The following is a 23,673-nucleotide window of genomic DNA, read 5'->3' as shown; positions in this document are numbered from 1 at the left end:
CCCATCGCGCCCGCCAGATGGCCGCGCCCGGGCCGGTAATCCGTTAAATCGGCAATATACTCATGAAAAACTTGGCCAGCCAACCCGGCTCATTGTACAGCCGGTGCGTCCCCTTGGTCTGCTGCTCGATGCGGGCGTCCGCCACCTTGAGCGAAGACACGCTGCGGTCCGCGCCGATATCGCGCGGATTGATCACGCCGGACAGGCGGATCGATTCGGTGTCGCTGTTCACCCTCACGACTTTCTCGCCGCTGACCGACAGATTGCCGTTGGGCAACACCTCCAGCACCGTGACGGTGATGGAGCTGACGAAGGAGGTGGCCACCTTGTTGTCGCCCTTGCCGGTATTGTTGGCCGAACCCGAGCCGCCGAAATTGGCGCCGGCCAAACCGCCGGCGGCGCCGCTGGGCAGGAAGGGAATCTTGATGCCGGCGTTGATGCTGCTGTTCAGGCCCGAGGTGCGGGTATTGGTGGTCTGCTCGGAAGCCGAGGTCGACGAGTTTTCCTGGATGTTCACGGTCAGGGTGTCGCCGACATAAGCGGGCATCCGGTCCTGAAACAGCGGCCGGTAGCTGGCCGCCTGGAAAATCGAGCCGTTGCTGGGCATGCTGACCGGCTGCGGTTGCGGACGCGCGCTGGTCGGCTGCTGCACCAGCGGCGGCTCCTGGGTCACGCAAGCGCTCAATAGTGCGGCCAACATCGCCGCCATCGCCATCGCCTTCATCAAACACCTCGTCAATTCAAATCCGGATCGGCCGCCTCAGCCGGCGGCCCGTTCTTGCTTACAGCTGGCTCAGTTTCTGCAGCATCTGGTCCGCGGTGGTGATCGCGCGCGAGTTCATCTCGAAAGCGCGCTGCGCGGTGATCATATTGACCAGTTCCTCGGTGACGTTGACGTTGGACGCTTCCACGAAGCCGGAACGCACCGCGCCGCGGGTATCGGTCTGCGGATCGCCGTCCTGCGGATCTCCGGAGGACGCGGATTGCAGATACAGGTTGTTGCCCACGCTCTCCAGACCCTGCGGGTTGATGAAGGTGGTCAGCTGTATGGTGCCCGCGGTTTGCGCCGCCGGATTATTGGGCAAGAAGTACTGCACCACGCCGGCGGAGGACACCGTGATCTGGTTGGCGGTGCCGGGAATATTGATATTGGGGTTCAGCGGATAACCGTCCGGATTCACCACGTCGCCGTTGGAGTTGCGCTTGAACTCGCCGTTGCGGGTATAGGAGGTGGTCCCGTCCGGCAATTGAATGCGGAAGAAGCCCTCGCCGGAGATCGCCATGTCCAGCGGCTGCCCGGTCTGGGTCGTATTGCCCTGGGAGTGGATGCGGGCGGTGGCCACCGCCGCCGAGCCGGTGCCCACCTGCAAGCCGGTGGGCGTGGTGTTGCCGTTGGCCAGCTGCGCGCCGGGCTGGCGCAGGGTCTGGTAATACAAGTCCTCGAAAATGCCCCGGCTGCGCTTGAAGCCGACGGTATTGACGTTGGCCAGGTTGTTGGACACCACGTCCAGTTGGAACTGGCTGGAATCCATGCCGGTCTTGGCGATATACAGTGCGCGCATCATGGCTTGTTTACCTCGTCTCCAGAGCCGCGTTCCCTTACAGGGCCGCCGCGGCTCGCAATCTCATATTATGGTTTAACCGTTGGTGGACAACAGTTGAGCCGCCTGCTGATCGCCTTGTTGCGCGGTTTGCATCAGGCGGACGTTGAGGTCGTACTGGCGGGCGTGGGAAATCATCTGCACCAGGCTTTCCACCGAGTTGACATTGCTGGCCTCCAACATTTCCGGCACCAGCTTGACGTTGGCGTCGGCGGCCGCGTTGCCGCCGCCGTTAATGCGGAACAGGCCGTCCTCGCCCTTGTACACTTCTTTGGGGCCCGGGTTGACCATCTTGATCTGCCCGACCAGTTGCGGCGTGCGCACCGCGCCGGACAGCGGAATCGCCACCACGGAGCCGTCCTGACCCAATTGCACGCGGGAGCCGGTCGGCACCACGATGGGACCGCCGTCGCCCATGATGGGCAGGCCGGAGCGGGTGCGCATCATGCCGGTGGCGTCCAGCACATAGCCGCCGTCGCGGGTATAGGCCTCGGCGCCGTCCGGCGCCTGCACCGCGAAGAAACCCTTGGAGCCGATGGCGAAGTCGCTGACGTTGCCGGTGTGCATCAAGCTGCCCTGGCTCAGATCGTGGCCCACGGTGTTGTCCACCACATAGGTCCGCGTCGGCGCGCCCTCGCCCACCACCGGCAAGGCGCGGAAGGCCACCACGTCGGCCTTGAAGCCGTTGGTGTGCACATTGGCCAGATTGTTGGCGGTGGTGGCCTGCTGCCACATCACGTGCTTGGCGCCGTTCATCGCCAGGTAAAGCATTCTATCCATCGCGCGCGCTCAGCTCATCAGATGTTCAGCAAGGTCTGCACCAGGGTGTCCTGGGTCTTGATGGTCTGCGCATTGGCCTGGTAATAGCGCTGCGCGGTGATCATATTGACCAGTTCCGCGGTCAGGTCGACGTTGGAATCCTCCACCGCGCCGGCCTGGATGGTGCCGGTATTGCCGGTGCCGGGCGCATTGTAGGAGGCGATGCCGGAATCGTAGGTCTGCGCCCACAGATTGTTGCCCTTGGACTGCAAGCCTTGCGGGTTGATGAAGTTGGCCAAGGCGACCTGGCCTATGGTCTTGGTCTGGCCGTTGGTGAACGTCGCCTGGATGATGCCGGAGGACGAAATATTGATGCCCTTCAGATTGCCGGGCGCGGAGCCGTCTATGGTCGGCGGCGTGGTCACGCCGAAGTTCTGCCCCACCTGGGTGGAGCCGGTGAAGCTGAAGGCCACGGTCTGCGGCACCGCCGAACCGTTGAGCGGGCTGGGGGTGAAGTTGATGTTGAACGGTCCGGGCGTGGTCAACACGCCGGAGGTGTTGAAGGTCAACGAAAAATTATTGCTGTTGGGCGGCGTGTTATTGGCCGGGTTGCCGTCCACATAGGCGGTTGCGGTCCAGGTCCGGCCGGCGGCGGTGGGCGCGCCAGCGACATAGTACATGGTCACCTGGTGCGGGTTGCCCAGCGAGTCGTAAACCGTATTGGTGTTGGACCAGTTGTAGGAGGCCGAATTGGTCGGATCCAGCGGCGCAACGGTCGGCACCGTGCTGCGAGAATCCAGATTGATGCCGAGAGTGGCCTTGGTGGTGGCCTGCGGCGACACCAGGTTGGAGTTCAGCTGTATTTTGCTGACCGGTCCCTGGGTGATGTTGCCTGCCGCGTCCGCCTGCCAGCCCTGCAGGAAATTGCCGTTGTTGACCACGTAACCCTGATTGTTGATCTGGAACTGGCCGTTGCGGGTGTAGGACAAGGTGCCGTCCGGCTGGGCCACGGTGAAGAAGCCGCCGTTGTTGATCGCCAGGTCCAGGCTGCGGCCCGTGGTGGTCACGTTGCCGTTGCTCATGTTCTGCGTCACCGCGGCCACCTTGACGCCGATGCCCGGCGTGGTGGTGGCGATGCCGTACAAGGTGTTGCCGTACATGTCGGCGAACTCGGTGCGCGAACTCTTGAAACCCACGGTGTTGGCGTTGGCCACGTTGTTGCCGATGGTGTCCAGCTGGGTGGAGGCGGCGTTCAAGCCGCTCAAACCTTGTTGAAAGCCCATGATGTCAGTCCTTGAAGTCGAATGAGGTCAGTGGAATCAGGCGGTCATCTGCGCCACATCGCCCAATTGGGCGCGGCTGCCGTCCGGCAGCACCAGTTCGGGAACGCCTTTATCCCACGCCACCGCGGTCACCGTTTGCGTGTTGTAGGCCACGGCCGTGGTACTGCCGTTGGCGCTGGCCTGGGTCACGTCGGCGCTGAAGCTGTACTTGCCGGCCGGAACCACTTCGCCCTTGTCGTTCTTGCCGTCCCAGCTGAAGGTATTGACGCCGGCCACCGGCTTGTCGATAGTCATGGTGCGAACCACATTGCCGTTGGCGTCCTTGACGTTGACTTTCACCGTTTGCGCCGGCCCGTTCAGCAAGACGCCGGCCGGGGTGGTGCCGCCATCCGGCGGCTTGGGCAGGCTGCTGCCGGCCACCAACACTTTTTTGCCTATCATGCTGGACGCCATCAGCGACTGGGAGGCCGCCTGCGCGCCGATCAAGGCCTGCATGGACTGGTTCAGCTGCTGAATGCCGCCCACCTGGCTGATCTGCGCCATCTGGGCCGTCATCTGGCTGTTGTCCATCGGATTCATCGGGTCCTGGGAACGCATCTGGGCCACGAACAGTTTCAGAAAGGTGTTCTGAATGTCGCTGGCGCTGGAGCCCACCACGCCGGAATTGCTCTTGCTGCCGTTGACGCTGCTGTTCGGATTGGTCTGAGTCTGACTGTTCAACACGTCATAAGGATTTGCGCTAGCCATCGCCTAACTCCTCACTGGCCAAGCTGCAGCACTTTTTGCTGCAGCGTCTTGGCGGTATTCATGATTTCGACATTGTTCTGATAGGCGCGGGAGGCGGCGATCATGTCGGCCATCTCCTCCACCGGATTCACATTCGGCATCGTCACATAGCCGCGCTGATCGGCCAGCGGATTGCCCGGATCGTACTTGAGCCGCGGCGGGGTCTGGTCTTCGACCACCGCGGTCACGCGCACGCCGGCCACCTGCGGCTGCGCCGCCGTCACCGGAATCGCGGTGAACACCGCGTGACGCCCTTTGTAGGGCTCGCCGGTGGAGCTGGTCGAGCTTTCCGCGTTGGCGATATTGCTGGCCACCAGGCTGAGGCGCATCGATTGCGCCGACATCGCCGAACCGGAAATGGAAAACACATTGGACAAAGACATCAGCTATTGCCTCCCTGGCCCTGGATCGCCGAACTCAGGCCGCTGATCCGCTTGTTCAGAAAAGTCAGCGTCGACTGGAAGCGGACCGCGTTGTCGGCGAAAGCCGCCCGCTCCACATCCATGTCCACGGTGTTGCCGTCCACGCTGGGCTGCACCGCCGCGCGGTATTGCAGCGCGGCGCCGTTGCCCGCGCCGCCGGCCCCGGCAAGGTGGCGGGCATCGGTCAGATTCATCGCCAAGCGACCCTGCGCATCGGTCTGCGCCTGCAAGGCCTTGCCGAAGTCGAAATCCACCGCTTTGTAGTTGGGGGTTTCGTCGTTGGCGATATTGCTGGCCAGCACCTCGGTGCGATAGGCCCGCAAATTCAGCGCTCGCTGCTGAAAGTCGAAATGTTTGGCGATTTTGTCTAGCATGTCAGCCTCCTTGAGGCGACCTTAAAGCAGGAAGCGTGCCAAGCCATGCAGACACGCCAGCGCATTGATTTTTCTAGGCAATCCGTCAAACCCTCGGCCGCAACGGCCCAAATGGCAACAATGAGCGGCAAGATTTGCCGCCTCCGGCCCAAGCGACAGATTTTGCTTGCCGCACCGCGCAATTCGTGCCAAACCAACATAAGAACCATTGAAGACGCGTCCGGAATCGCCGACACTCAGACATTGGCCGGCGCTGGCGGGCGGCTTTGAGAAAATAGAGAAGACAGGCGGGGGAAGAGGCATGCTGGAAGTACAACATTTAATCATCTCGCTGGCGGAACCGTCGCATGTGCAAGCGCAGATCATCAGCAAGGCGCTGGGCGAGATGGGCATCTCCAAAGTGGAGATCCATCCCAACGGCGAAGCGCTGCTCAACCGCGCGCGCGAGTCGCGCCCCGACTTGGTGATCAGCGCCTACTATCTGCCCGACATGACCGGCCAGCAGTTGCTGCAGCAGATGCGCGAAAGCGCCGATCTCAGCGGCATGCCCTTCATTCTGGTCTCAAGCGAAACCAATCCGGAACGGCTGGAGCCCATCCGCCAGGCCGGCAGCCTGGGCATTCTGCCCAAGCCCTTCACCAGCGGCCAACTGGACGAGGTGCTGGCCAACGCGCTGGACTTCATCAATACCGAGAGCCTGGCCATGGAGGTGGACACGGATCTGGCCAACGTCCAGGTGTTGATCGTCGACGACAGCCAGACCTCGCGCCGCCATGTGCGCGCCGTGCTGGAGCGCCTGGGCTTCGAACACTTCACCGAAGCCGCCAGCGGCGCCGACGCGCTGCCCTTGCTGGAAAACGAAAGCTTCCAGCTGATCATCGTCGACTACCACATGCCCGGCATGGACGGCTGCGAACTGGCGCGCCACATCCGTCAGAACAGCGCTCAGGGGCGAACGCCCATCCTGATGATCACCAGCGAGACCGACCACGACCGGCTGGCCGAGGTGGAGGCGGCCGGCGTCTCGGCCTGCTGCGACAAGCCCTTCTCCACCAACAAGCTCAGAGACACCATACGCGAACTGCTGCAGGAATACTGAGAGCCGGCTCCAAGCCGCCGCTCTTATTTCGGCGCCACCCACACCAGGCGCGAATTCGCCTTGGCTTCGCCAAACGCCTGCCGCCGCCAGTAACCCTGGGTCGCGTAAGCCTGCGCGGCGTCCAGCTCGGGAATACGGCAGAAACTCACCTCGCTGAAACCCGCTTTCAGCAATTGGCTGCGGCCGCGCTGCCGGGTCTTGACGCAAGCCGGCGCGCCGGCCTGCTCCACCCATGGCTGCGGCGCGCCCGGCTGCCAGGCCTGCTCCCGTTCCAGTTTGGGCTGGGTCATCATCGCCAGGCCGTTGAGCACCGCGGCCAACAAGGCCTGCCAACGCTCGGCCACCGCCGCGATCTGCGGCGCCAGTTCGCCCGGGTAGCTGACCAACAAGGCCTCCACCCCGTCGGACTCGTGCAGCCATTGCGCGGCGTCGCGAGAAAAGCCCTCGCCCACCAGCGTCAGCAGCAAGGCCCTGCGCTCCGCTTGATGCGAGACGAAAGCCCCGCCGCCGCCCGGCACATGTAAAAAGAAGGCGTCGGCCGGCAAGCTCAGCGTATCCGGCAATTGCGAGGGCAGCCGGGTGTGGGCCAAGGCTTGCACCAAGCCGTCGTCCAGATGGGAAATCACGCGGCCATGGCGGGCGAAGCAGCCCCAGGACTCCGCCAAAGCCAGTTCGGCGACAATGGTCTGCTGCCCCACTTCGAACACCTGGGCGGCGCGCTCCAGTTCGCGCTTGATCACTTCCTTCATGTCCTTGCGCGCCGCGGACGGCTGCAAAGCCTGAACATACAGCTGGCTGACGCGCTTGGCCCAAGGACGGGAGGCCGCATAACGCTGCACGGCATACATCATTCCCTACCCCTTTCCTGAAACAAAAAAGGGCGCATTGTAACAAAGCGCCCCCGTCGCCCCAAGCCGCGATCCGGTTTCAGCCGCCGCCCTCCCTTTTGCCGGAGGGGCGGGTACGGCTTTCGGCGATGCCGGAATACAGCCACTGCCGGAAATGATTCAAGGTCATCGGCTTGCCGAAGTAAAAGCCCTGCAAATACTCGAAGCCCTTCACATTCAAATAGCTTTGCTGCCCCTGGGTCTCCACCCCTTTCACGATCACCTGCACCCCCATCTCATTGGAGGACAAGAGCAGGCCGTCCAGAATATTGCCCTTCAGGCTATCCTGCCCCAAGGCGGACACATAGCCTTTTTCAACCTTTAGATAATCAAAGCCCCAGCGGCTCAAATATGTCTTGTCGGCGTAGCCGGCGCCAAAGTCGTCCAGCGCCAGCCTCACCCCCATCTGCCGCAAACCGTTGATCACCTTCTGCGCGCCGGACGCCTCTTGCAGCGGCGCCCGCTCCGACACCTCCAGCACCAGTTGCGCCTGCTTCTCGCGCAATAGATTGACCAGCGGCCGGCAATCCTCCAGCAATTCGGGCAAGGCCAGATGCTCGGTGGAAATATTGAGCCCCACCATAAAACCGGGCGGCAGCACGATCTGCTTCAACTCCTCGGCCACCCGCCGCAACATGTAGCGCGTCAGCGACACGATCAAGCCGGCCTCGATCGCCGTCTGGATGAATAGCTCGGAGCGCACATTGCCCTGCACCGGGTGCCGCCAGCGCGCCAGCACTTCCACGCCGACGCATTCGCCGCTGGCCGCGGTGACGATGGGCTGGTAATGAGCGAAGAACTCTTTTTGCCGAATGCCCTCGGAGATCTCCCACCCCGTCGCCTTGCGCCCGCCCGAACCGCGGCGCGCGCCCCAGGCGATGCCGCAGCCCAGCGCCGCGGCCAGCAACAAGGCCAGCCACTGGGTTTTCAGCACCAGCAAGGGCGCCGCCCCCCATTGCGGCGCCGCCAACACGCCGATGCGCGCCGGCGCGGACGGCACCCAGGCCACCTCGCCGCCCGCGTCCGGGCCCTGCTCTCTGACCTCGCCGTTGGCGGCCAAGGCCCGCCCTCCGGCCAGCAGGCTCACTTTCACGCCTTCGCGCTCGGCCAGGGCCAATTGCGCGACCAGCGGGCCGGCGTCCAGCTCCAGCACTCCGGCCGTATGCGCCAGCCGCAAACCAGGCAACAACTGTCCGCTGCCGGCCGGCAACAGGCTCGCCCCGCCTTCCACGCCGCCCGCCTCCGCAACCGCGCCGCGCCGCGATGCGCATAGCAGGCCTCCGGCGCCGCGCGCCTGGGCGAAGCGCACCAGCGAAGTGCGCTGGACCAATTCCGCCAAGGCCTGGGTCTGGGCGCGGCAATCCGGCTCCGGCGGCGGCAGCGTGTCCAATCGCGTCAAGGCGGCGAACGCCGGCGACAATTGCCAAGTGAGCTGGCCGGCGACCAGTTCGGCCTTTTCCCCGGCCAGCGACTGCAAGCGCCACGCCGTCAGCGCCAGCGCCAGGCCCAGAGTCAAGGCCAGGGCCAAGGCGACGCAAACGGCATAGGCCGCGCCAGGGGAGCAGGACATCAACCAGGAGTGAGCCCGGTCCGTGCTTGCGAATCTGTTTTTTCCACTCATTGCCAGCCCTCAACGAAGGTTTCACGCGTGGCCCGTCATCGTTGAAGTGTAGTTAGAAGCCAGCAAATCTCCATAAGCGGACGTCGCTTGGCCCAAGCCTGGCTGTCGGTCGTCATTGCGGATTCCGACAGTTTTTTTGCAAAATCGCCGCGGCAAGCGGCAAACAATCAAATACTTAGCCGGCATGTTTTGAAAAAACAGTTGTAAACCCGCCTGATTTACCGTATAGTCCGGCCTCTTGTGTTTCCACCGGGCATTCCAAACCACGCCTCAGCCCGAGTGAGATTGCTTCATCGTCCCTGACCATTTCCAGGCTTCGTCCACGCTTATAATGTCGCATCAGACTGGACCGCTGTTCGCCGCTTGTCAGGTTAGTGCCGATGATTTACGGCTTAAAGGCGCCGTATAACCGACCGCCACCAACCTGGCTACAAGTGACGCCGGCAGTTTCCGGCTTGAAAGGACATCATGCATTTTTCCGACCTGGGCATTGCCCCGACCATCCTGCGCGCGCTGGAAGCCGCTGGTTACTCTTCCCCTACCGAAGTACAGGCTCAAGCCGTGCCCGCAGCCATCGCCGGCCGCGACCTGCTGGTTTCCGCCCAAACCGGTAGCGGCAAGACCGCAGCCTTCCTGCTGCCGGCGCTGACCAAGCTGTCCGAGCGCTCCACCGGCAAAGGCCAGGGCCCGCGCGTACTGGTGCTGTGCCCGACCCGCGAACTGGCCCAGCAAGTGGAAAAGAACGCGCTGGAATACGGCAAGGACCTGCGCTGGATGAAAACCGTCTGTCTGGTGGGCGGCTCCTCCTTCGGCTATCAGACCCGCGCGCTGTCGCGTCCGGTTGACCTGATCGTGGCCACTCCCGGCCGTCTGATGGACCACATGCGCTCCGGCCGCATCGACTTCTCCCGCCTGGAAATGCTGGTGCTGGACGAAGCCGACCGCATGCTGGACATGGGCTTCATCGAAGACATCGAGACCATCGTCAAAGCCACTCCGGAAACCCGCCAGACCGTGCTGTTCTCCGCCACGCTGGACGGCACCGTGGGCCGCATGGCCGAGAAGATGACCCGCGATCCGCAACGCATCGAGATCGCCCGCACCGAGACCTCGGGCGGCACCATCGAAGAGCACCTGCTGTACGCGGACGACCTGAACCACAAACACCGTCTGCTGGATCACATCCTGAAAGAGTCCGGCTTCGACCAGTGCGTGATTTTCTCCGCCACCAAAGCCTACTCCGAAGAACTGGCCGACAAGCTGTCCGACCAGGGCTATTCCGCCGCCTGCCTGCACGGCGACATGCCGCAAAGCTGGCGTAACCGTACGCTGAACGATCTGCGTCGCGGCCGCATCAAGATCCTGGTGGCCACTGACGTGGCGGCACGCGGCATCGACGTGCCCACCATCACCCACGTGGTGAACTTCGACCTGCCGAAACAGGCTGAAGACTACGTGCACCGCATCGGCCGCACCGGCCGCGCCGGTCGCGACGGCACCGCCATCACCCTGGCGGAGTCCAAGGAATTCCACAAAGTGCGCCGCATCGAGCAGTATCTGAAGCGTCAGATCACCGAAGGCGTGATCGAAGGCATGGAACCCACCCGTCGCCCGCCGAAAGGCCCGCGTCGCAACACCAGCGGCAAAGGCGGCTACGGTGATCGCCGTCCGGGCAGCGGCGGCGGTCGCGGCGGCTACGGCAATCGTCGCGAAGGCGGCTACCAAGGCCAACGCCGCGAAGGCGGCTATCAGGGCAATCGCGGTCCGCGCAGCACCCAGCAGCAGTAAATCTCAGACGCCCCCGGCAGCGGGGGCCGCTGAAACAGAACGCCATCGGCTTGCCGATGGCGTTTCGCATTTCAAGCGCCGTCCGCCCTTCCACGCAAAGCCAGGGCCAGAAACAGCCAGGCGCCGTGCGGCAGCCATTGCTCGGTCCAGCGCCAGGACTGGCTGATATCGGTCTGTTCCGGGCTCAGGAAGGCGATGCCCTCGTCCGCGCCCGGCGCGGCGGTGATCCCATTGCACACCCCGCCGCAAGCGTTGTAATAGCCCGGCTCATAGCGCGGATTATTACGACCCCAGCCCTGCAGCATGCAAACGTCGAAGGGATTGCGCCCCAGAATCCAGTCCAGCGCGCCCTGCGCGTACTTCAGCATCGCCGCGCGAGCGTCCCCCTCCTCCCTCTCCGCCAAGGCGCAGCTCGCGGCGGCCAGCGACGCCAGCCGCGCGTTTTCTCCCTGCCACCAATAAGCGCTTTCATTGGTTTGCGGCATGAAAAAGCGCGCCGCGCCCTCCTCGCCGTCGCGGGCCACCCATTGCCGCGGATAGGCGAAAGGATTGCCCGCCGCCGCCGTCAGCGCCATTTCGGCCTCCAGCCCCCGCCGGACCGCCTGCCGCGCGGCGCTCGCCAACGGCGAAGCCGGCAACACCGCGGCGAAGCGCAACAAGGCAAGATAGGGCAAGCCGGCGTCGGCGCCGTGGAAAAAACTGCGCCGGCGCTCCGCGTCCATCCAGAAGCGGCCCGCCTCGTCCTGCCGCGCCAACATCCGCCGCGCGCGGCGGTCGGCGGCGTCGGCGAACACCGGCTCGCCGCTGGCCGCGTACAGCTCGCAAGCGGCCAGCAGGGCGCAATAGTCGTCGATGAGGTTTTCGCTGCCGTCGTCCAGATAGCGCGCATTGTATTGCTGCAGATGGGCGAAGCCGCGCCGCGCCGCGGCCAGATAATCGCCTCGGCCGAACTCGCCGTCGCGCGGCAACTCCGCCGCGCGCGCCAGCGCGGCGATCGCCAGGCCGCCGCCCTGGCGGAAGCCGGCTTGAAAACGCCCCGACTTGAGCCCACGCTGAGTGGAATAGGCGCACAGTTCGCGCTGTTCCGGCGCCTTGCTCCAGCCGTCGAACACCGTCATATAGAAAAACCCCGACGAATGCTGCATCCGCAACAGAAAGTCCGCGCCGTGCAGCGCCTCGTCCACCATGCGCTCGTCGAACCAGCGCGGCTGCGGCGGCAGCGCCTCGCGGCCGGCCATCAGCGCCCAAGCCAGCAAGGGCGTCTGCTGCGGATTCATGAAGTTGGCGTAAGACAGGTGCGACAGGTATTTGGAACAGTCGCCGGAGGCGTCGAACCAGCCGCCGCGCACGTCCCGCCTCGCTTCGCCGCCCCACTCCGGCGCCGCGCGATCCGCCTGGTCGTAAAGGCCGCTGCAACGCTGCGACTTGAAATAATGCAATAGGTCGGACAACATCTGCCCGCCCAAGCAGCCCGGCCCCACCTCGAACTCATGGCTGATCACCGGCGGCGCGCTGTCCCGCAGCCACAGCCGATAACGGCCCGGCCGCGTCCAGCCGCTGAAATCCGCCTGCCAGTAATGCCACTCCGGCCATCCCTCCGCCATGCCCTGCGGCTGCAAAGGGATTTCGGTCGCGGCGCGCCCCTCGGCATCCAGCAAGACCAGCGCCGTCGGCGCGGCCTGGGCCGGCGCCTGCAACAAGGCCAGCTTGGACGCTTGCGGTTCGAAACCGATGTGGTTCAGCAGAATCTTCATGGCGCGATCCCCGTTCAATTAAATAAAGCGTTTTGCTTTAATGATGGGCAATATTTACGCGCCGCGATGGCCAGGTCAAGCCAATGACATAAAAAGATCTCGCCGTGACGCCGGCGCGCTGGATCGCCAACCGCTTCTCAAGCTTTGAGCAAGACCTCGTACTGCGGATTGAACTCGTCGAAGATCGGCAGGGCCGCCGCGCCCAGCGCCACCGTGTCGCGGCCGGCTCCGCCCAGCAGCACCCGCGGGCCGCAGCTTTGCCGGATAGACACCGGCAGCGGATGCAGCCGCTGCTCCAGCTGCTCCAGCAAGGCCGGCGGCAGAAAACCGCCGATCACCACCGCCTCGATGTCCAGCAGGCTTTCCAGGATATTGATCGCCTGGCGCAGCGGCGGCGCGGCGGTGGCCAGCCAGCGCTCGATGCCGTAGCAGATCTCCGGCGTCGGCCGCTGCAGGCTGCGGGCCGCCAGCTCCGCGTCGTCGGCCAGGCCCAGCGTTTCGTATAGCGCGCGCAGCGACACATAGCGCTCCAGGCAGCCATGGTTGCCGCAATCGCAGGGCCGTCCGTCCGGCATCACGATCATGTGACCGATCTCGCCGGCGTTGTGGCGAACGCCCGCGTACAAGCGCCCGTCCAGGAACAAGCCCGCCCCCAGCCCGGCGCCGATGAACAGATAAACGAAGTTGCGCAGCGCGGCGGCGCGGCCGTACAGCCGCTCGCCGATGGCGGCCGCGGTGGCGTCTTTTTCCAGCAGGACAGGCAGATCCAGCCTGCGCTCCAGCTGCGCCGCCGCGTCCACCTCCTCCCAGCCCGGCAAGGTGGTGGGGCCGACCGAACTCATGCCCTCGACGCCGAAAGGGCCCGGCATCACCAGACCCAGGCCCAGCACCCGCCCCCAGTCTATGCCCGACTCGGCGCGCAGCCGGCCCACCACCTCTTCGATCAAGGGCAGGGCCAGTTGCGGATCCGGCCGCCTCACCGGCGCCTCCACTCGCGCGCGGCATTGACCGGCCAAGTCCACCGCCACCGCGATCAGCGACTGGGTGTCCAGCTGAATGCCCAGCGAGTAGGCCCCGTCCGGGTTGATGCTCAAGGGTATCGCCGGCTGGCCGCGCGCGCCCTCCCGCATCGGCTCTCCGGCCAACAGCATGCCGCCGTCCAGCAATTCCGCCGCGATATTGGACACCGTCTGCGGCGTCAAAGCGGTCAGGCGGGCGATTTCGGCGCGGGTCAGCTGCCCGTTCAGGCGTATGGTCTCGATCACCGCGCGACGGTTGTGCGCGCGGGCGTGCTCCAGATTGGTCCCCGCCACCGTGCGCGGGTCCTGGCCTGCAGGAATGGATTTCATGCCGGCAGTATGGCGAGCCGGCCCCGGGCGGACAAGCGCGTCCGCCGGCCTTGTTGCGGCGGCGGCGACAGCCAGGCGCCCCAGTCGCCGCAATTAAATAAATCAACTTGACGAAATGCCATCGTAATGATTGAATTTTCAAAAATTCTAATGGCATCGGACGCCGGCCATGCAAACCCATGATGTTGCGGGGATTTGCGCCGGATGCCCGCGTTTGACCAAGGACAGCACCGTGACTGAAGCTTTTGAATACCGCCTGGGCGTTGACGGCGGCGGCAGCGGCACCCGCGTCTGCCTGAGCGACGCCGCCGGCCGCCTGCTCGCCCGCGCCGAAGGCGGCCCCTCCGCGCTGTCGCGCGGCGTGCCGCAAGCCTGGGACGCCGTGAACGAAGTCGTCGCCCACGCCTTCGCCCAAGCCGGCCTGCCGCCGACGCCGCCGGCGCGATGCGCGATCGGCCTGGGCCTGTCCGGCGTGCACAACGCCGATTGGGCGGCCGCCTTCCGCGCCGCCGATCCCGGCTACGCCCGTCTGCGCCTGGCCACCGACGGCTACACCACCTTGCTGGGCGCCCACGGCGGCCGGCCCGGCGTGATCGTGGCGCTGGGCACCGGCAGCATAGGCGAAGCGCTGTATCCGGACGGCAGTCATCGCGAGGCGGGCGGCTGGGGTTATCCCAGCGGCGACGAAGCCAGCGGCGCCTGGCTGGGCCAACGCGCCGCGCAATACGCGCAGATGGCGCTGGACGGCCGCCTGGCCGCCACGCCGCTGACCCGGGCGGTGCTGAAACATGTCGGCGGCGACTGGCAGGCGATGATGGCCTGGAACGGCCGCGCCACGCCCACGCTGTTCGCGCAGCTGGCGCCGCTGGTGGTGGCCAATGGCCGCCGCGACTCTCTGGCCGCCGAATTGCTGCGCCAGGCCGGCCGCGACGCCTGGTCCATCGCCAAGGCGCTGGATCCTGACGAGAGTTTGCCGACGGCCTTGTGCGGCGGCCTGGGCCAGGCGCTGCGCGATTGGCTGCCACCGGAATTCGCCGGCCGCCTCAGTTCGCCGCAAGGCGACGCCTGCGCCGGCGCGCTGCTCCTGCTGGCCGACTGACCCCCTCCTCACTCCATAAGGACATCCCATGCGCCTCTCCCCGCTGCTGCTCGCCGGCCTGCTGGCCCTGGCCGGCCCGGCCCGCGCCGACAAGATCGTGGTCGAGTACTGGACCGACTCGCTCAAGCCTCAGTTCGACGCCTACTTCGCCGCAGCGAAGAAGCAGTACGAGGCGCAGCATCCCAATGTCGAATTGCGCTGGGTGGACGTGTTCAACGAGGGCTTCGAAACCAAGCTCAACGCCGCCATCGCCGCCGGCAAGCCGCCGGCGTTGATCAACCACGACGTGCCGCGGCTGTACAAATACGCGCAGAAAGGCGCGCTCTTGCCGCTGGACGGCGCGCTGGCCGCGGACAAGGCCGGCTATCTGCCTAATGCGCTGGCCGACCTCAGCGTGGCCGGCAAGCTCTACGCCTATCCCTGGTACAACAACGTCAACGTGCTGGTGCTCAACGGTGAATTGTTCCGCAAAGCCGGCCTGGACCCGGCGCGCCAGCTGCTCAGCCTGGAACAGCAGCTGGCCGCGGCCAAGGCCATCCGCGCCAAGACCGGCGTGCCCGGCCTGCTGCCGCAACTGGGCCAGATCGACGGCATCATGCTGGGCCGCGGCCTGCCCTTGCTGCAAAACGGCAAGGCGGTCTTCAACAGCCCGGCGCACGCGGCCTTGCTGCGCCAGTACGCCGACGCCTACAAAGCCGGCGCGCTGGCCAAGGAGAACCTGTTCGCCGACGACAACTACCAGGCCAGCGTCAAGCTCTACAACAGCGGCCGGCTGGCGATGATGGAGACCGCGCCCACCGCGGTGCGGCGCACTCAGACCGACGCCCGCGCCATTTTCGCGGTCAGCCGGGTGCAGCCGGCGCCGCTGGGACCCACCGGCGTGGTCCAGGGCGGCTATCAGTTCGGCTGGGCGGTGTCCAAGGGCTTGCCGGCGCCCACCCAGGCCGAAGCGATCAAGTTCGCCCGCTTCCTGACCAGCGACGCGCAGCAACTGGCGTTTTCCAAAGTCACCGGCGCCACCTTCCCCTCCACCCGCGCCGCGCTGCGCGATCCTTACTTCACCCAGGCCGGCGGCAGCCTGGTCGACGTCGCCCGCGCCCAGGGCGCCAAGGCCGCGCCGGACATCCGCACTTTCAGCCTGAGCGGCGTGCCGCGGCTGGCGGACCTGAAGAAAAAACTGGTGGACAGCGTGGAAGCGGCGGTCACCGGCCGCAAGGACGCCCAGCTGGCGCTGGACGAGGCGGCCGCCTTCTGGAACCGGCAGCTGAAGTAAGCGCGCCGCGATGAAATCCAGCGCCCGCAACGCCTGGCTGTTCCTGGCCCCGGCCCTGCTGCTGATGGCGGCGTTCACCTTTTGGCCGCTGCTGTTCGGCAGCTATCTGGCCTTCACTCGCTACGATCTGCTGTCGCCACCGCAGTGGGCGGGGTTGGAGAACTTCGACTATTTGCTGCAGGACGAGGTGTTCTGGCGCGCGCTGCGCAATTCCCTGCTCTATCTGCTGGTGGTGCCGGTCATCCAATTGGCCGCCATCGCGCTGGCGCTGCTGGCCAACCGGCCGCTGCGCGGCGTCAAGCTGTTTCGCGCCGCCGTCTATCTGCCGGTGATCACCACCGTCGCCGTGGTCGGCATCATGTGGAACTGGATGTACGCCGATTACGGCGTGCTCAACAGCGCGCTGCGCTGGCTGCGCCTGCTGGCGGCGCCGCAGGAAATCGGCTTTCTCAGCGACGAGGACATCGCGCTGTTTTCCGTGATGTTCGTCACCTTCTGGCGCGGCGTCGGCTATTACATGGTGCTCTACCTCGCCGGCCTGCAGGCGATCCCGGCGGAAATGCAGGAAGCGGCCTTGCTGGACGGCGCCAACGCCTGGCAGCGTTTCTGGCGCATCACCCTGCCCATGCTGAAGCCCACCATTCTGTTTTGCAGCCTGATTTCCACGCTGGACGCGCTAAAGGCCTTTGAGGAGGTGTTGGTGATGACCCGCGGCGGCCCGCTGAATTCCACCTATACCGTGCTGTATTACATGTTCCACCAAGGCTTCGATCAGCTGGACTTCGGCCGCGGCGCCGCCGCCGGCCTGCTCTTGACCGTGATCTGCCTATTGCTGGCCGGCCTCAACTTCCGCCTGCTGCGCCCGGCCCACCGCTAGTTTCAGGACGCCCGCCATGACCGCCGTTTCAAGCCCGCTTGCCCGCCCCGCCCGGCAAACCCGTTCGCGCGCGCTGCGGCGCCTGCCGGACTATCTGCTGTTGCTGGCGCTGGCCTGCGCCGCCTGCTATCCGTTTTGGTGGACCTTGATGATCGCGCTGGGCGACGGCGAGCAGGTGTTCGACTTCCCGCCGCGCTTGCCCGAGCCCTTGTCGCTGGCTCACTTTCGCGAAGTCTGGACCCAGATTCCGATGGGGCGGTTTTTATGGAACTCGGCGCTGATTTCCGCCTTGACCACCGCCGGCACCCTGCTGGTTTCCAGCTGCGCCGGCTTCGCGCTGGCGCAGCTGCGCTTCCGCGGCCGGCAGTGGGTGTTTTACGCCATCATCGCCACCCTGCTGCTGCCCAGCGAAACCAATGTGCTCAGCAATTACGTGACGCTGTCCTGGCTGGGCCTGGACGACAGCCGCGTCGGCGTGGCGCTGCCGGCCTTGGCCGGGGCCTTCGGCATTTTTCTGATGAAGCACGCCTTCGAGGAGATTCCCGAAGAAATCGTCGCCGCCGCGCGCATGGACGGCGCCGACGACTGGCAGCTGTTCTGGCGCGTCTGCTTGCCGCTGAGCCGGCCTTATCTGGCCACCCTGGCCATCTTCACCCTGGTCTGGTCGTGGAACAGCTATGTCTGGCCCAGCGTGGTGCTGAAGAACCCGGACCTCTACCCGCTGTCCGTCGGGGTGCAATATCTGAAGGGCGCTTTCGCCACCTCCACGCGCATGGTGGCCGCCGGCGCGGTGCTGACCATCGCGCCGGTGCTGCTGGTCTTCCTGTTTTGCCAGCGCTATTTCATGCGCGGCATGGACGGCGCGGTCAAATAAGGCCGCCCGGCCGCCGCGCTCAAGCGCCGCACAGCTCGGCCAGCCGCTGCGGCTCCGCCACCAGGAAATTGCCCTCGCCCTGCAGTTGAACAATGCGCGCGTCGCGGCGGCGCTCCCAGGCGTTAACCGGATACTGGCGCGCCCAGGCGCACATCAGTTGCTGATCCTGACGGCTCATGCGCAGCTGGTAGCGCGCGTGCATGTACAAGGTGATGCGCGCCGCCGCGCCGCGTACTTCCTCGCGCGGCTGGAAACGCTTGTTGCCGAAATCCGTCACCGATTGGCATTGGCCGTACATGGTCGCCGGCTTGCGGCTCCACGCGCCGTAGGCGAAGTTGGCGCGGTCGCCGTTGACCTCGCCCACCGCCGGCACCAGATTGTTCAGATCGCCTTCCGCCATGCGGAACACCGGATCGCTGGACGCGCAGTTCTTGCGGCCGCCCTGCTGCCAGCATTGGCGCTGATGGCCCAGATTCCAGGCCGGCACCACGTGTTCCCACTCGATGCGGCTGGCGCGGGTTTCGGACTTGCGCGGCACATAGCCGCAGGACGCCCAATCCACCGCCTTGCCGCGGTAATCGCAGCCGCAATAGAAGTCCTGCTCCATGCCGGAGAACACCCGCGGCAGCACTTTCTTGGCGTTGGAAAAATCGCGGTGCCCCACTTGCTTGACGCCGCTGACCAGCTGCGCCGCCTGGACCCGGCCCGGCGCGCCGGCCTCGGCCGCGGGCCGCGTCGCCTGCTCCAGTTGGCGCACCACGGCCGCTCCGGCCTTGGCCAGGGTTTTGACTTCCGCGGATTGGCTGATTTTTGAAAATTCGGCCGCGTCGCAGCCGGCCAACAATAAAACGACGGGGAGAAGGATGGGATAACGCATGGCGGGCAGTGTAAGTACCCGCCGCGTTCACGACAATAAGATACAAAAAATATTACAAATGATAATCCATGTGAATCTCAACAAAATACGCCAACATCATTTTGAGATGGGCAAGGGCTGCCGATGCAGCCGGACGATGGCCTCGCCGGTGGGCGCGGCCATCATATCGCGCAAGGTGTATTGGTCCAGCGTACGGAAAAACGCCGCCAGCGCCTCGTCCAGCGCGCCCTTGAGCCTACAGCCCGGCCGCAGCGCGCACGGCGGGTCCGCGCAATCTATCAACTGCGACAGTCCTTCCAGCGTGCGCACCACCTCGCCGACGCGGTAGCGCTCCGGCGCCCGCGCCAGCGCCAAGCCGCCGCCCTTGCCGCGGCTGGTCTGCAGCCAGCCCTGCTGCGCCATGAAGTGGACGACCTTGACCAGATGGTTGCGCGACACTTCGAAACGGGCGGCGATTTCGGGAATGGTGGCCAACTGCCCCTCTTCCTGCCAGGTCAGATACATCAGCACGCGCAGGCCGAGATCGGTAAAACGGGTCAATTGCATGATCTTAAAAACCTGTTCAAAGCCTCGCGAGCCAGCGCGAGACAAGGCAAAAATGGCTGAAGAAGCGAAGTGTACACATGGTACACCAGCATTCTAAAACTGTTTTCAAGGCCCTTTCCGGCCCTATCGCGGACGCGCGGCGGACATTGAACAGGTTCTAAAGCCCGCCGCTCAATAGAGCGCGGGCCTTGCCGCGGCTTAGCCGCCGACGGCGTTGGAGCCGAACACCTCGAAATGCACTCGTTCCGCCGCCACGCCCAAGTCCAGCAGGCTGGCGCGCTGCGCCAGCATGAAGCCCACCGGGCCGCACAGATAATAGTCGGCGTCCGGCAGCAGCGTCATCTCGCGCAGCTGGCTCAGTTGCAGGCGTCCCTGCTGCTGATAGTCCCGGTCCAACACGTCCTCCGCGCGCGGCGCCTCGTAGCAGACATGGGCGCGCAGCTGCGCGTGGCGTTCCTGCATCTGGCGCAAACCGTCGCGCATCGCGTGCGCGCCGCCGTGGCGAGCCGCGTGCAGGTAGCGGATTTCGCGGCGGCTGCCGGTTCTCAGCAAATGCCGCAGCATGGACAGCATCGGCGTCTGACCGACGCCGGCGCTGATCAGCACCACCGGGCCGTCTCGCTCTTCATGCAGGAAGAAATCGCCCTGCGGCGCGCTCAGCTCCAGAATGTCGCCCTCCCGTTTTTCCGCGTGCAGCAGATTGGATACTCGCCCCGCCGGCTTGCCCTCGCCGCCGTCCTCGCGCTTGACCGAAATGCGCAGATATTCGTCGTTGGGCGCGTCGGACAGGCTGTACTGACGCGGCTGGGCCAGCCCCCATTCCTCGACGAAGCATTTGACCGACACATACTGGCCGGGCCGGAAGCCAGGCACCGCGCCGCCGTCGGCCGGCGCCAGATAGAAGGAAGTGATTTCCTCGCTCTCCGCCACCTTGCGCGCGATGCGAAACGGCCGCCAGCCGGCCCAACCGCCTTCGGCGTTGGCGCTGGCGCGGTACAGTTCTCGTTCCTCCGCGATCAAGATGTCCGCCAATTGGCCGTAGGCGGCGGCCCAGGCCGCTATCAGCGCCGGCGTCGCCGCCTCGCCCAGCACTTCCTGGATGGACGCCAGCAAATGCTTGCCGACGATGGGGTAATGCTCGGCGCGGATGCCCAGGCTGACATGCTTGTGCGCCACCCGGGTCAGCACCGGCGCCAACGGCGACGGGTCGTCTATGTGCTGGGCGTAGGCCAGCACCGCCATGGCCAGCGCCTGTTGCTGCTGGCCGGAGTGCTGATGTCCCTGGTTGAAGATGTTTTTCAGCTCCGGGTTATGGCTGAACATGCGGCGATAAAAATGACTGGTCAGGCTCAGGCCGTGTTGCTGCAACACAGGAACGGTGGCTTTGACCAGGGCGCGGGTTTCGGGACTCAACATGGCGGGCTCCTAAAGATGTGTGCTTAATACATTTTATTGTGGATAAAAAACGCCGACTCGGCGCCGGTCGGCTTAAAGATGTAAAAATAATACATCTTTATGGCGATGCTGTCACCGCCGCGTAAAAATATTCCTTCCGGGTGAGCTTGACCCAGGTCAAGACCCAAACCATACCGCTTGCATAATATCTGCGCATTCTTACGGCATAACACGTCCATTCGCGGGCGGGCCAAGCAAACGGGGCGGTTCATGGCATTGGTGCTTTACGACGACGGCAATCACAAATGCGTCGCCTTCACCGAACTGGTGCAGGGCGAAGGCATACAATCCAATCAGTTCGCCATCATCGACCAAGGCGAGGGCATTCTGCTGGACCCCGGCGGCAACCTCACTTACAAGCATCTGATCGCGGAACTGGCCGATTACTTCCTGCCCTCCCACACCCGCTACATCTTCGCCTCGCATCAGGACCCGGACATCATCGCCTCGGTGGGCGGCTGGCTGCTGATCACCGACGCCCAGGTGATCATCGCCGAAGAATGGACCCGCTTCCTGCCCCACTTCTGCATGCGCGGCGCCACCGCCGGGCGGCTGGTGGCGATTCCGCCGCGCGGCATGTGGATGCGGCTGGGCGGCGCGGACCTGCAAATCGTGCCGGCCCATTACTTGCACACGGTCGGCTTTTTTCAGATCTACGACCCGATCAGCAAGATCCTGTTCTCCGGCGACATCGGCGCCTCCTTGATGGACGGCCACGCGGCCGGCCTGCCGGTCAGCGACTTCGACGCCCACCTGCACGACAGCCACATGCTCGCCTTCCATCGCCGCTATATGTCCAACAACAAAGCCTGCCGGCTGTGGGTGGACATGGTCCGCCGGCTGGACATCGAATGGATCGTGCCGCAACACGGCGGCTCCTTCCAGGGCAAGCCCATGGTGAAGCGTTTTCTGGATTGGTTCGAAACCCTGGAATGCGGCACCGATCTGATCGGCCCCGCCGATTTCACGCCGCCGCCGCGCGAGGCGCCGCGCCATGACTGACTGGCTGCCGCAGAACCCCGTCGATCTGGTCGTCGGCCTGGCGCTGGCCATGGGCCTGCTCGCCTTGCTGGCCGCGCTGCGCTGGCAGGCTCGCCGCGACCGCGCCGCCCAAGCGCGGGACGAGGACATCTCCTTGGCCGAGCCGGACCCAACGGACGCCGGCGACGCCGAGCAGCCCTATCAGGTGGACGAGCTGGATTCGCTCGCCGAAGTCGACATCTTCATCGAGTTCGGCTATCTGGAACAGGCGGCGCAGGCCCTGCGCCACTATGTGGACAGGCAGGCGCCGCACTCCTCCAAGCAGTTGCTGCGGCTGGCCGGCCTCTACCTCAAGACCGGCGCGCTGGACGACTACGCCGCGATGCTGGAACGACAGCACGATCTGGCGCTGATCGGGCGGGAAGCGCTGGAACAAGCGGTGGAAGCCGGTCTGCGCGTCGAGCGCAATCAGCTGGCCCTGCGCGTGCTGGCGGAACAAAGGCTGGGCTGGGGACCTGAGGCCATCGGCCTGCGCCTGGGCGATGACGCGCCGGAACTGGCGGCGGAAGACGCCGAGGAAACCACGGCAGCCGTCCTCCCCGCCCATCCGTCTCAACCCTCGCCTCCCGAAGCCGGACGGCCGCAAGTCTTGCTGCACGGCTGCGCCCCGTTGTTTCCGCTGAATGAGCGGGAGAAGGACGCCATCGCCGCGCTGCTGCCGGCCGAGCGTCAGGCCAAAGTCTGGCTGCGCTGGCAGGAATACGCGGCGGCGACGGCGGCGCTGGAACAGACGCTGACCTTGCGCCCCCACTCGCTGACGCATTTGCTGGACCTGCTGCACGCGCATTACCGGCAACGCCAGCTGCCGCGCTATGCGCGGACGCTATGGCGCTTCCATCTGGCGCTGGGCGAACACGGCGCCGGCCTCAAGGAACAATTGATCCACGCCGGCTGGCTGCTGGGCGCCCATCCGGTGCTGGACCTGCTGGCGCGACGCCCGGACAGGCCGGAACTGGAACGCATCGGCCGCAGCTTCGGCTTCAGCGGCGCGCCTCCGGCCGTCGCGCCTCAGCGCCGGCCGCTGGTGACGCGGCGGACCGAGACGGAGGCGGCCGAGAATCTGGACGCGCGCGGCGAAGCCGACGCCTACCTCAACGAAGGCCAGGTCGACATGGCGATCCAGACCTTGGAGCACGCGGTTCTGAGCCGGCCGGAGGACGCCGCCAACTATCCTCCCCTGTTGCAGCTATACCGCCGCCAGGACGACCGGGCGCGCTTCCAGTGGCTATTGCGGCAACTGCGCGGCCATGTGGCCCAACTGCCGCTGGAAGTCAGCGCGCAGCTGGCCGGTTTCGACGCCGACGCCGGCCCCGCCCGCCGGCGCATGCTGGCCGCCTGAGCACGCCCATGCCGCGCGCCGCCCCTCCCGCCCCCGATATCGCCGTGCTCGCCGTCGGCATGGACGATCGCAAGCTGGCCCTGCTGCGCATGGCCTTCCGCCTGCACCACAGCTTGCGCTACCGCTTGCTCGAGTCCCCGTCCGACGAACGCGCGCCGGACCTGGCCATCGTCGATGTCGACAGCCCCGTCGGCTGGCAGGCCTGGGAAACATTCCGCCAGCGTCATCCGGCGCTGCCGGCCCTGATCGTCGCCGCGACGCCGCCGGAGCGCGCGCCCGTCCCGACGCTGGCCAAGCCGCTGCGGGTGGAGACCCTGTTTCCTCAACTGCAAGCGGCGCTGCGGCGCGCGCCCGACGCGGCAAGGGCAGCGGAAGCGCTCCCGGCGCCCGCGCCCCGGCCCGAACCGGTCGCCGCTCCGGCTCCGCCGCCGTCCATGCCGTCGATCTCCATCGCCCGCTTCGACCCCCGACGCGGCCTGCTCGGCGCGACGACGCGGCTGGCGCGGCGCTGCCGGCCCTGATCGTCGCCGCGACGCCGCCGGAGCGCGCGCCCGTCCCGACGCTGGCGG

Annotated in this window: 23 protein-coding genes; 9 read left to right on the top strand and 14 right to left on the bottom strand. The window is 65.6% G+C overall.

What is annotated here, in order from left to right; translation table 11 throughout:
* Window positions 1–43: 43 nt before the first annotated feature.
* From NK214_RS14860 to flgB, 7 genes are all read right to left on the bottom strand, one after another.
* On the bottom strand, window positions 44–724 hold the full coding sequence (locus NK214_RS14860) for a flagellar basal body L-ring protein FlgH (RefSeq protein ID WP_107799619.1): 681 nt from the start codon (window positions 722–724) through the stop codon (window positions 44–46).
* A 58-nt stretch (window positions 725–782) separates the two neighbouring features.
* Window positions 783–1,565 carry a flagellar basal-body rod protein FlgG gene (gene flgG / locus NK214_RS14855; RefSeq protein ID WP_253314873.1) on the bottom strand — a complete coding sequence of 261 codons (783 nt, stop codon included), beginning with the start codon at window positions 1,563–1,565 and terminating at the stop codon, window positions 783–785.
* Window positions 1,566–1,637: 72 nt separating this feature from the next.
* On the bottom strand, window positions 1,638–2,381 hold the full coding sequence (locus tag NK214_RS14850; protein WP_107799621.1) for a flagellar basal body rod protein FlgF: 744 nt from the start codon (window positions 2,379–2,381) through the stop codon (window positions 1,638–1,640).
* 17 nt (window positions 2,382–2,398) lie between these two features.
* Window positions 2,399–3,643 (bottom strand): flagellar hook protein FlgE, encoded by a 1,245-nt coding sequence (gene flgE / locus NK214_RS14845; protein WP_235088229.1) that lies wholly within the window; start codon window positions 3,641–3,643, stop codon window positions 2,399–2,401.
* A gap of 36 nt (window positions 3,644–3,679) precedes the next feature.
* Window positions 3,680–4,390 carry a flagellar hook assembly protein FlgD gene (locus NK214_RS14840; protein ID WP_227107912.1) on the bottom strand — a complete coding sequence of 237 codons (711 nt, stop codon included), beginning with the start codon at window positions 4,388–4,390 and terminating at the stop codon, window positions 3,680–3,682.
* Window positions 4,391–4,401: 11 nt separating this feature from the next.
* On the bottom strand, window positions 4,402–4,812 hold the full coding sequence (flgC, locus tag NK214_RS14835) for a flagellar basal body rod protein FlgC (RefSeq protein ID WP_019102824.1): 411 nt from the start codon (window positions 4,810–4,812) through the stop codon (window positions 4,402–4,404).
* Complete coding sequence (flgB, locus tag NK214_RS14830; protein WP_019102825.1) at window positions 4,812–5,225, bottom strand: flagellar basal body rod protein FlgB; 414 nt, start codon at window positions 5,223–5,225, stop codon at window positions 4,812–4,814. Before flgB ends, flgC begins: the two co-directional genes overlap by 1 nt.
* Window positions 5,226–5,526: 301 nt before the next feature.
* On the opposite strand from flgB, the gene NK214_RS14825 reads away from it, so the two are divergent.
* The gene (locus NK214_RS14825) at window positions 5,527–6,324 is read left to right on the top strand and encodes a response regulator (protein WP_107799623.1); all 798 of its coding nucleotides are present in this window, start codon (window positions 5,527–5,529) and stop codon (window positions 6,322–6,324) included.
* A 23-nt stretch (window positions 6,325–6,347) separates the two neighbouring features.
* Here the strand turns inward: NK214_RS14825 and NK214_RS14820 are convergent, their stop codons facing one another.
* Together NK214_RS14820 and NK214_RS14815 are read right to left on the bottom strand one after the other, a co-directional pair.
* Window positions 6,348–7,175, bottom strand: coding sequence for a hypothetical protein (locus tag NK214_RS14820; RefSeq protein ID WP_107799624.1), 828 nt, complete (start codon window positions 7,173–7,175; stop codon window positions 6,348–6,350).
* 76 nt (window positions 7,176–7,251) lie between these two features.
* Window positions 7,252–8,781, bottom strand: a complete 1,530-nt coding sequence (locus NK214_RS14815; protein WP_253314872.1) for an EAL domain-containing protein — start codon at window positions 8,779–8,781, stop codon at window positions 7,252–7,254.
* Window positions 8,782–9,300: 519 nt separating this feature from the next.
* Between NK214_RS14815 and NK214_RS14810 the strand changes: the two genes are divergently transcribed.
* Window positions 9,301–10,620, top strand: a complete 1,320-nt coding sequence (locus tag NK214_RS14810; protein ID WP_107799626.1) for a DEAD/DEAH box helicase — start codon at window positions 9,301–9,303, stop codon at window positions 10,618–10,620.
* A gap of 71 nt (window positions 10,621–10,691) precedes the next feature.
* Here the strand turns inward: NK214_RS14810 and NK214_RS14805 are convergent, their stop codons facing one another.
* Both NK214_RS14805 and NK214_RS14800 read right to left on the bottom strand, forming a co-directional pair.
* Window positions 10,692–12,374 (bottom strand): glycoside hydrolase family 9 protein, encoded by a 1,683-nt coding sequence (locus tag NK214_RS14805; protein WP_253314871.1) that lies wholly within the window; start codon window positions 12,372–12,374, stop codon window positions 10,692–10,694.
* 137 nt (window positions 12,375–12,511) lie between these two features.
* Window positions 12,512–13,723 carry an ROK family transcriptional regulator gene (locus NK214_RS14800; protein WP_227107905.1) on the bottom strand — a complete coding sequence of 404 codons (1,212 nt, stop codon included), beginning with the start codon at window positions 13,721–13,723 and terminating at the stop codon, window positions 12,512–12,514.
* A gap of 232 nt (window positions 13,724–13,955) precedes the next feature.
* On the opposite strand from NK214_RS14800, the gene NK214_RS14795 reads away from it, so the two are divergent.
* From NK214_RS14795 to NK214_RS14780, 4 genes are read left to right on the top strand one after another with little or no spacing between them, the layout of a single operon-like run.
* The gene (locus NK214_RS14795) at window positions 13,956–14,822 is read left to right on the top strand and encodes a BadF/BadG/BcrA/BcrD ATPase family protein (RefSeq protein WP_253314870.1); all 867 of its coding nucleotides are present in this window, start codon (window positions 13,956–13,958) and stop codon (window positions 14,820–14,822) included.
* A 28-nt stretch (window positions 14,823–14,850) separates the two neighbouring features.
* Complete coding sequence (locus tag NK214_RS14790; RefSeq protein ID WP_227107901.1) at window positions 14,851–16,095, top strand: ABC transporter substrate-binding protein; 1,245 nt, start codon at window positions 14,851–14,853, stop codon at window positions 16,093–16,095.
* Window positions 16,096–16,105: 10 nt separating this feature from the next.
* Window positions 16,106–16,972 (top strand): carbohydrate ABC transporter permease, encoded by an 867-nt coding sequence (locus NK214_RS14785; protein ID WP_253314869.1) that lies wholly within the window; start codon window positions 16,106–16,108, stop codon window positions 16,970–16,972.
* 16 nt (window positions 16,973–16,988) lie between these two features.
* Window positions 16,989–17,846 carry a carbohydrate ABC transporter permease gene (locus NK214_RS14780; RefSeq protein ID WP_107799632.1) on the top strand — a complete coding sequence of 286 codons (858 nt, stop codon included), beginning with the start codon at window positions 16,989–16,991 and terminating at the stop codon, window positions 17,844–17,846.
* A 19-nt stretch (window positions 17,847–17,865) separates the two neighbouring features.
* Here NK214_RS14780 and NK214_RS14775 read toward each other — a convergent pair whose 3' ends face one another.
* The 3 genes from NK214_RS14775 to hmpA form a co-directional block, all read right to left on the bottom strand.
* The gene (locus NK214_RS14775) at window positions 17,866–18,723 is read right to left on the bottom strand and encodes an endonuclease (RefSeq protein ID WP_107799633.1); all 858 of its coding nucleotides are present in this window, start codon (window positions 18,721–18,723) and stop codon (window positions 17,866–17,868) included.
* Window positions 18,724–18,819: 96 nt separating this feature from the next.
* Complete coding sequence (locus NK214_RS14770; RefSeq protein ID WP_253314868.1) at window positions 18,820–19,269, bottom strand: Rrf2 family transcriptional regulator; 450 nt, start codon at window positions 19,267–19,269, stop codon at window positions 18,820–18,822.
* A gap of 198 nt (window positions 19,270–19,467) precedes the next feature.
* Complete coding sequence (hmpA, locus tag NK214_RS14765; protein WP_253314867.1) at window positions 19,468–20,685, bottom strand: NO-inducible flavohemoprotein; 1,218 nt, start codon at window positions 20,683–20,685, stop codon at window positions 19,468–19,470.
* A gap of 249 nt (window positions 20,686–20,934) precedes the next feature.
* On the opposite strand from hmpA, the gene NK214_RS14760 reads away from it, so the two are divergent.
* Genes NK214_RS14760 through NK214_RS14750 form a run of 3 tightly spaced genes read left to right on the top strand, consistent with a single transcriptional unit; the run spans window position 20,935 to window position 23,625 of the window.
* Window positions 20,935–21,726: an MBL fold metallo-hydrolase gene (locus NK214_RS14760; RefSeq protein ID WP_107799636.1), complete on the top strand. Its 792-nt coding sequence runs from the start codon at window positions 20,935–20,937 to the stop codon at window positions 21,724–21,726.
* The gene (locus tag NK214_RS14755) at window positions 21,719–23,104 is read left to right on the top strand and encodes a FimV family protein (protein WP_253314866.1); all 1,386 of its coding nucleotides are present in this window, start codon (window positions 21,719–21,721) and stop codon (window positions 23,102–23,104) included. Before NK214_RS14760 ends, NK214_RS14755 begins: the two co-directional genes overlap by 8 nt.
* 8 nt (window positions 23,105–23,112) lie before the next feature.
* A complete protein-coding gene (locus tag NK214_RS14750; protein WP_253314865.1) occupies window positions 23,113–23,625 on the top strand; it encodes a hypothetical protein in 513 nt (170 codons plus the stop codon).
* Window positions 23,626–23,673: the final 48 nt, after the last annotated feature.

It is taken from the genome of Chromobacterium sp. S0633 (assembly GCF_024158805.1).
In the GTDB taxonomy this organism is placed as follows: Bacteria; Pseudomonadota; Gammaproteobacteria; order Burkholderiales; family Chromobacteriaceae; genus Chromobacterium.
This window is presented reverse-complemented; position numbering and strand designations above follow the sequence as displayed.

Excerpts from the sequence above, each read along its gene's own strand:
- NK214_RS14820 (WP_107799624.1), bottom strand. The coding sequence starts at position 7,175 with ATGATGTATGCCGTGCAGCGTTATGCGGCCTCCCGTCCTTGGGCCAAG.
- NK214_RS14850 (WP_107799621.1), bottom strand. The coding sequence starts at position 2,381 with ATGGATAGAATGCTTTACCTGGCGATGAACGGCGCCAAGCACGTGATG.
- flgG (WP_253314873.1), bottom strand. The coding sequence starts at position 1,565 with ATGATGCGCGCACTGTATATCGCCAAGACCGGCATGGATTCCAGCCAG.
- NK214_RS14810 (WP_107799626.1), top strand. The coding sequence starts at position 9,301 with ATGCATTTTTCCGACCTGGGCATTGCCCCGACCATCCTGCGCGCGCTG.
- NK214_RS14750 (WP_253314865.1), top strand. The coding sequence starts at position 23,113 with ATGCCGCGCGCCGCCCCTCCCGCCCCCGATATCGCCGTGCTCGCCGTC.
- NK214_RS14815 (WP_253314872.1), bottom strand. The coding sequence starts at position 8,781 with ATGTCCTGCTCCCCTGGCGCGGCCTATGCCGTTTGCGTCGCCTTGGCC.
- flgB (WP_019102825.1), bottom strand. The coding sequence starts at position 5,225 with ATGCTAGACAAAATCGCCAAACATTTCGACTTTCAGCAGCGAGCGCTG.
- NK214_RS14780 (WP_107799632.1), top strand. The coding sequence starts at position 16,989 with ATGACCGCCGTTTCAAGCCCGCTTGCCCGCCCCGCCCGGCAAACCCGT.
- NK214_RS14775 (WP_107799633.1), bottom strand. The coding sequence starts at position 18,723 with ATGCGTTATCCCATCCTTCTCCCCGTCGTTTTATTGTTGGCCGGCTGC.
- NK214_RS14760 (WP_107799636.1), top strand. The coding sequence starts at position 20,935 with ATGGCATTGGTGCTTTACGACGACGGCAATCACAAATGCGTCGCCTTC.
- NK214_RS14770 (WP_253314868.1), bottom strand. The coding sequence starts at position 19,269 with ATGCAATTGACCCGTTTTACCGATCTCGGCCTGCGCGTGCTGATGTAT.
- NK214_RS14805 (WP_253314871.1), bottom strand. The coding sequence starts at position 12,374 with ATGAAGATTCTGCTGAACCACATCGGTTTCGAACCGCAAGCGTCCAAG.
- flgE (WP_235088229.1), bottom strand. The coding sequence starts at position 3,643 with ATGGGCTTTCAACAAGGTTTGAGCGGCTTGAACGCCGCCTCCACCCAG.
- NK214_RS14785 (WP_253314869.1), top strand. The coding sequence starts at position 16,106 with ATGAAATCCAGCGCCCGCAACGCCTGGCTGTTCCTGGCCCCGGCCCTG.
- NK214_RS14840 (WP_227107912.1), bottom strand. The coding sequence starts at position 4,390 with ATGGCTAGCGCAAATCCTTATGACGTGTTGAACAGTCAGACTCAGACC.
- NK214_RS14800 (WP_227107905.1), bottom strand. The coding sequence starts at position 13,723 with ATGAAATCCATTCCTGCAGGCCAGGACCCGCGCACGGTGGCGGGGACC.
- NK214_RS14755 (WP_253314866.1), top strand. The coding sequence starts at position 21,719 with ATGACTGACTGGCTGCCGCAGAACCCCGTCGATCTGGTCGTCGGCCTG.
- NK214_RS14825 (WP_107799623.1), top strand. The coding sequence starts at position 5,527 with ATGCTGGAAGTACAACATTTAATCATCTCGCTGGCGGAACCGTCGCAT.
- NK214_RS14860 (WP_107799619.1), bottom strand. The coding sequence starts at position 724 with ATGAAGGCGATGGCGATGGCGGCGATGTTGGCCGCACTATTGAGCGCT.
- NK214_RS14790 (WP_227107901.1), top strand. The coding sequence starts at position 14,851 with ATGCGCCTCTCCCCGCTGCTGCTCGCCGGCCTGCTGGCCCTGGCCGGC.
- flgC (WP_019102824.1), bottom strand. The coding sequence starts at position 4,812 with ATGTCTTTGTCCAATGTGTTTTCCATTTCCGGTTCGGCGATGTCGGCG.
- hmpA (WP_253314867.1), bottom strand. The coding sequence starts at position 20,685 with ATGTTGAGTCCCGAAACCCGCGCCCTGGTCAAAGCCACCGTTCCTGTG.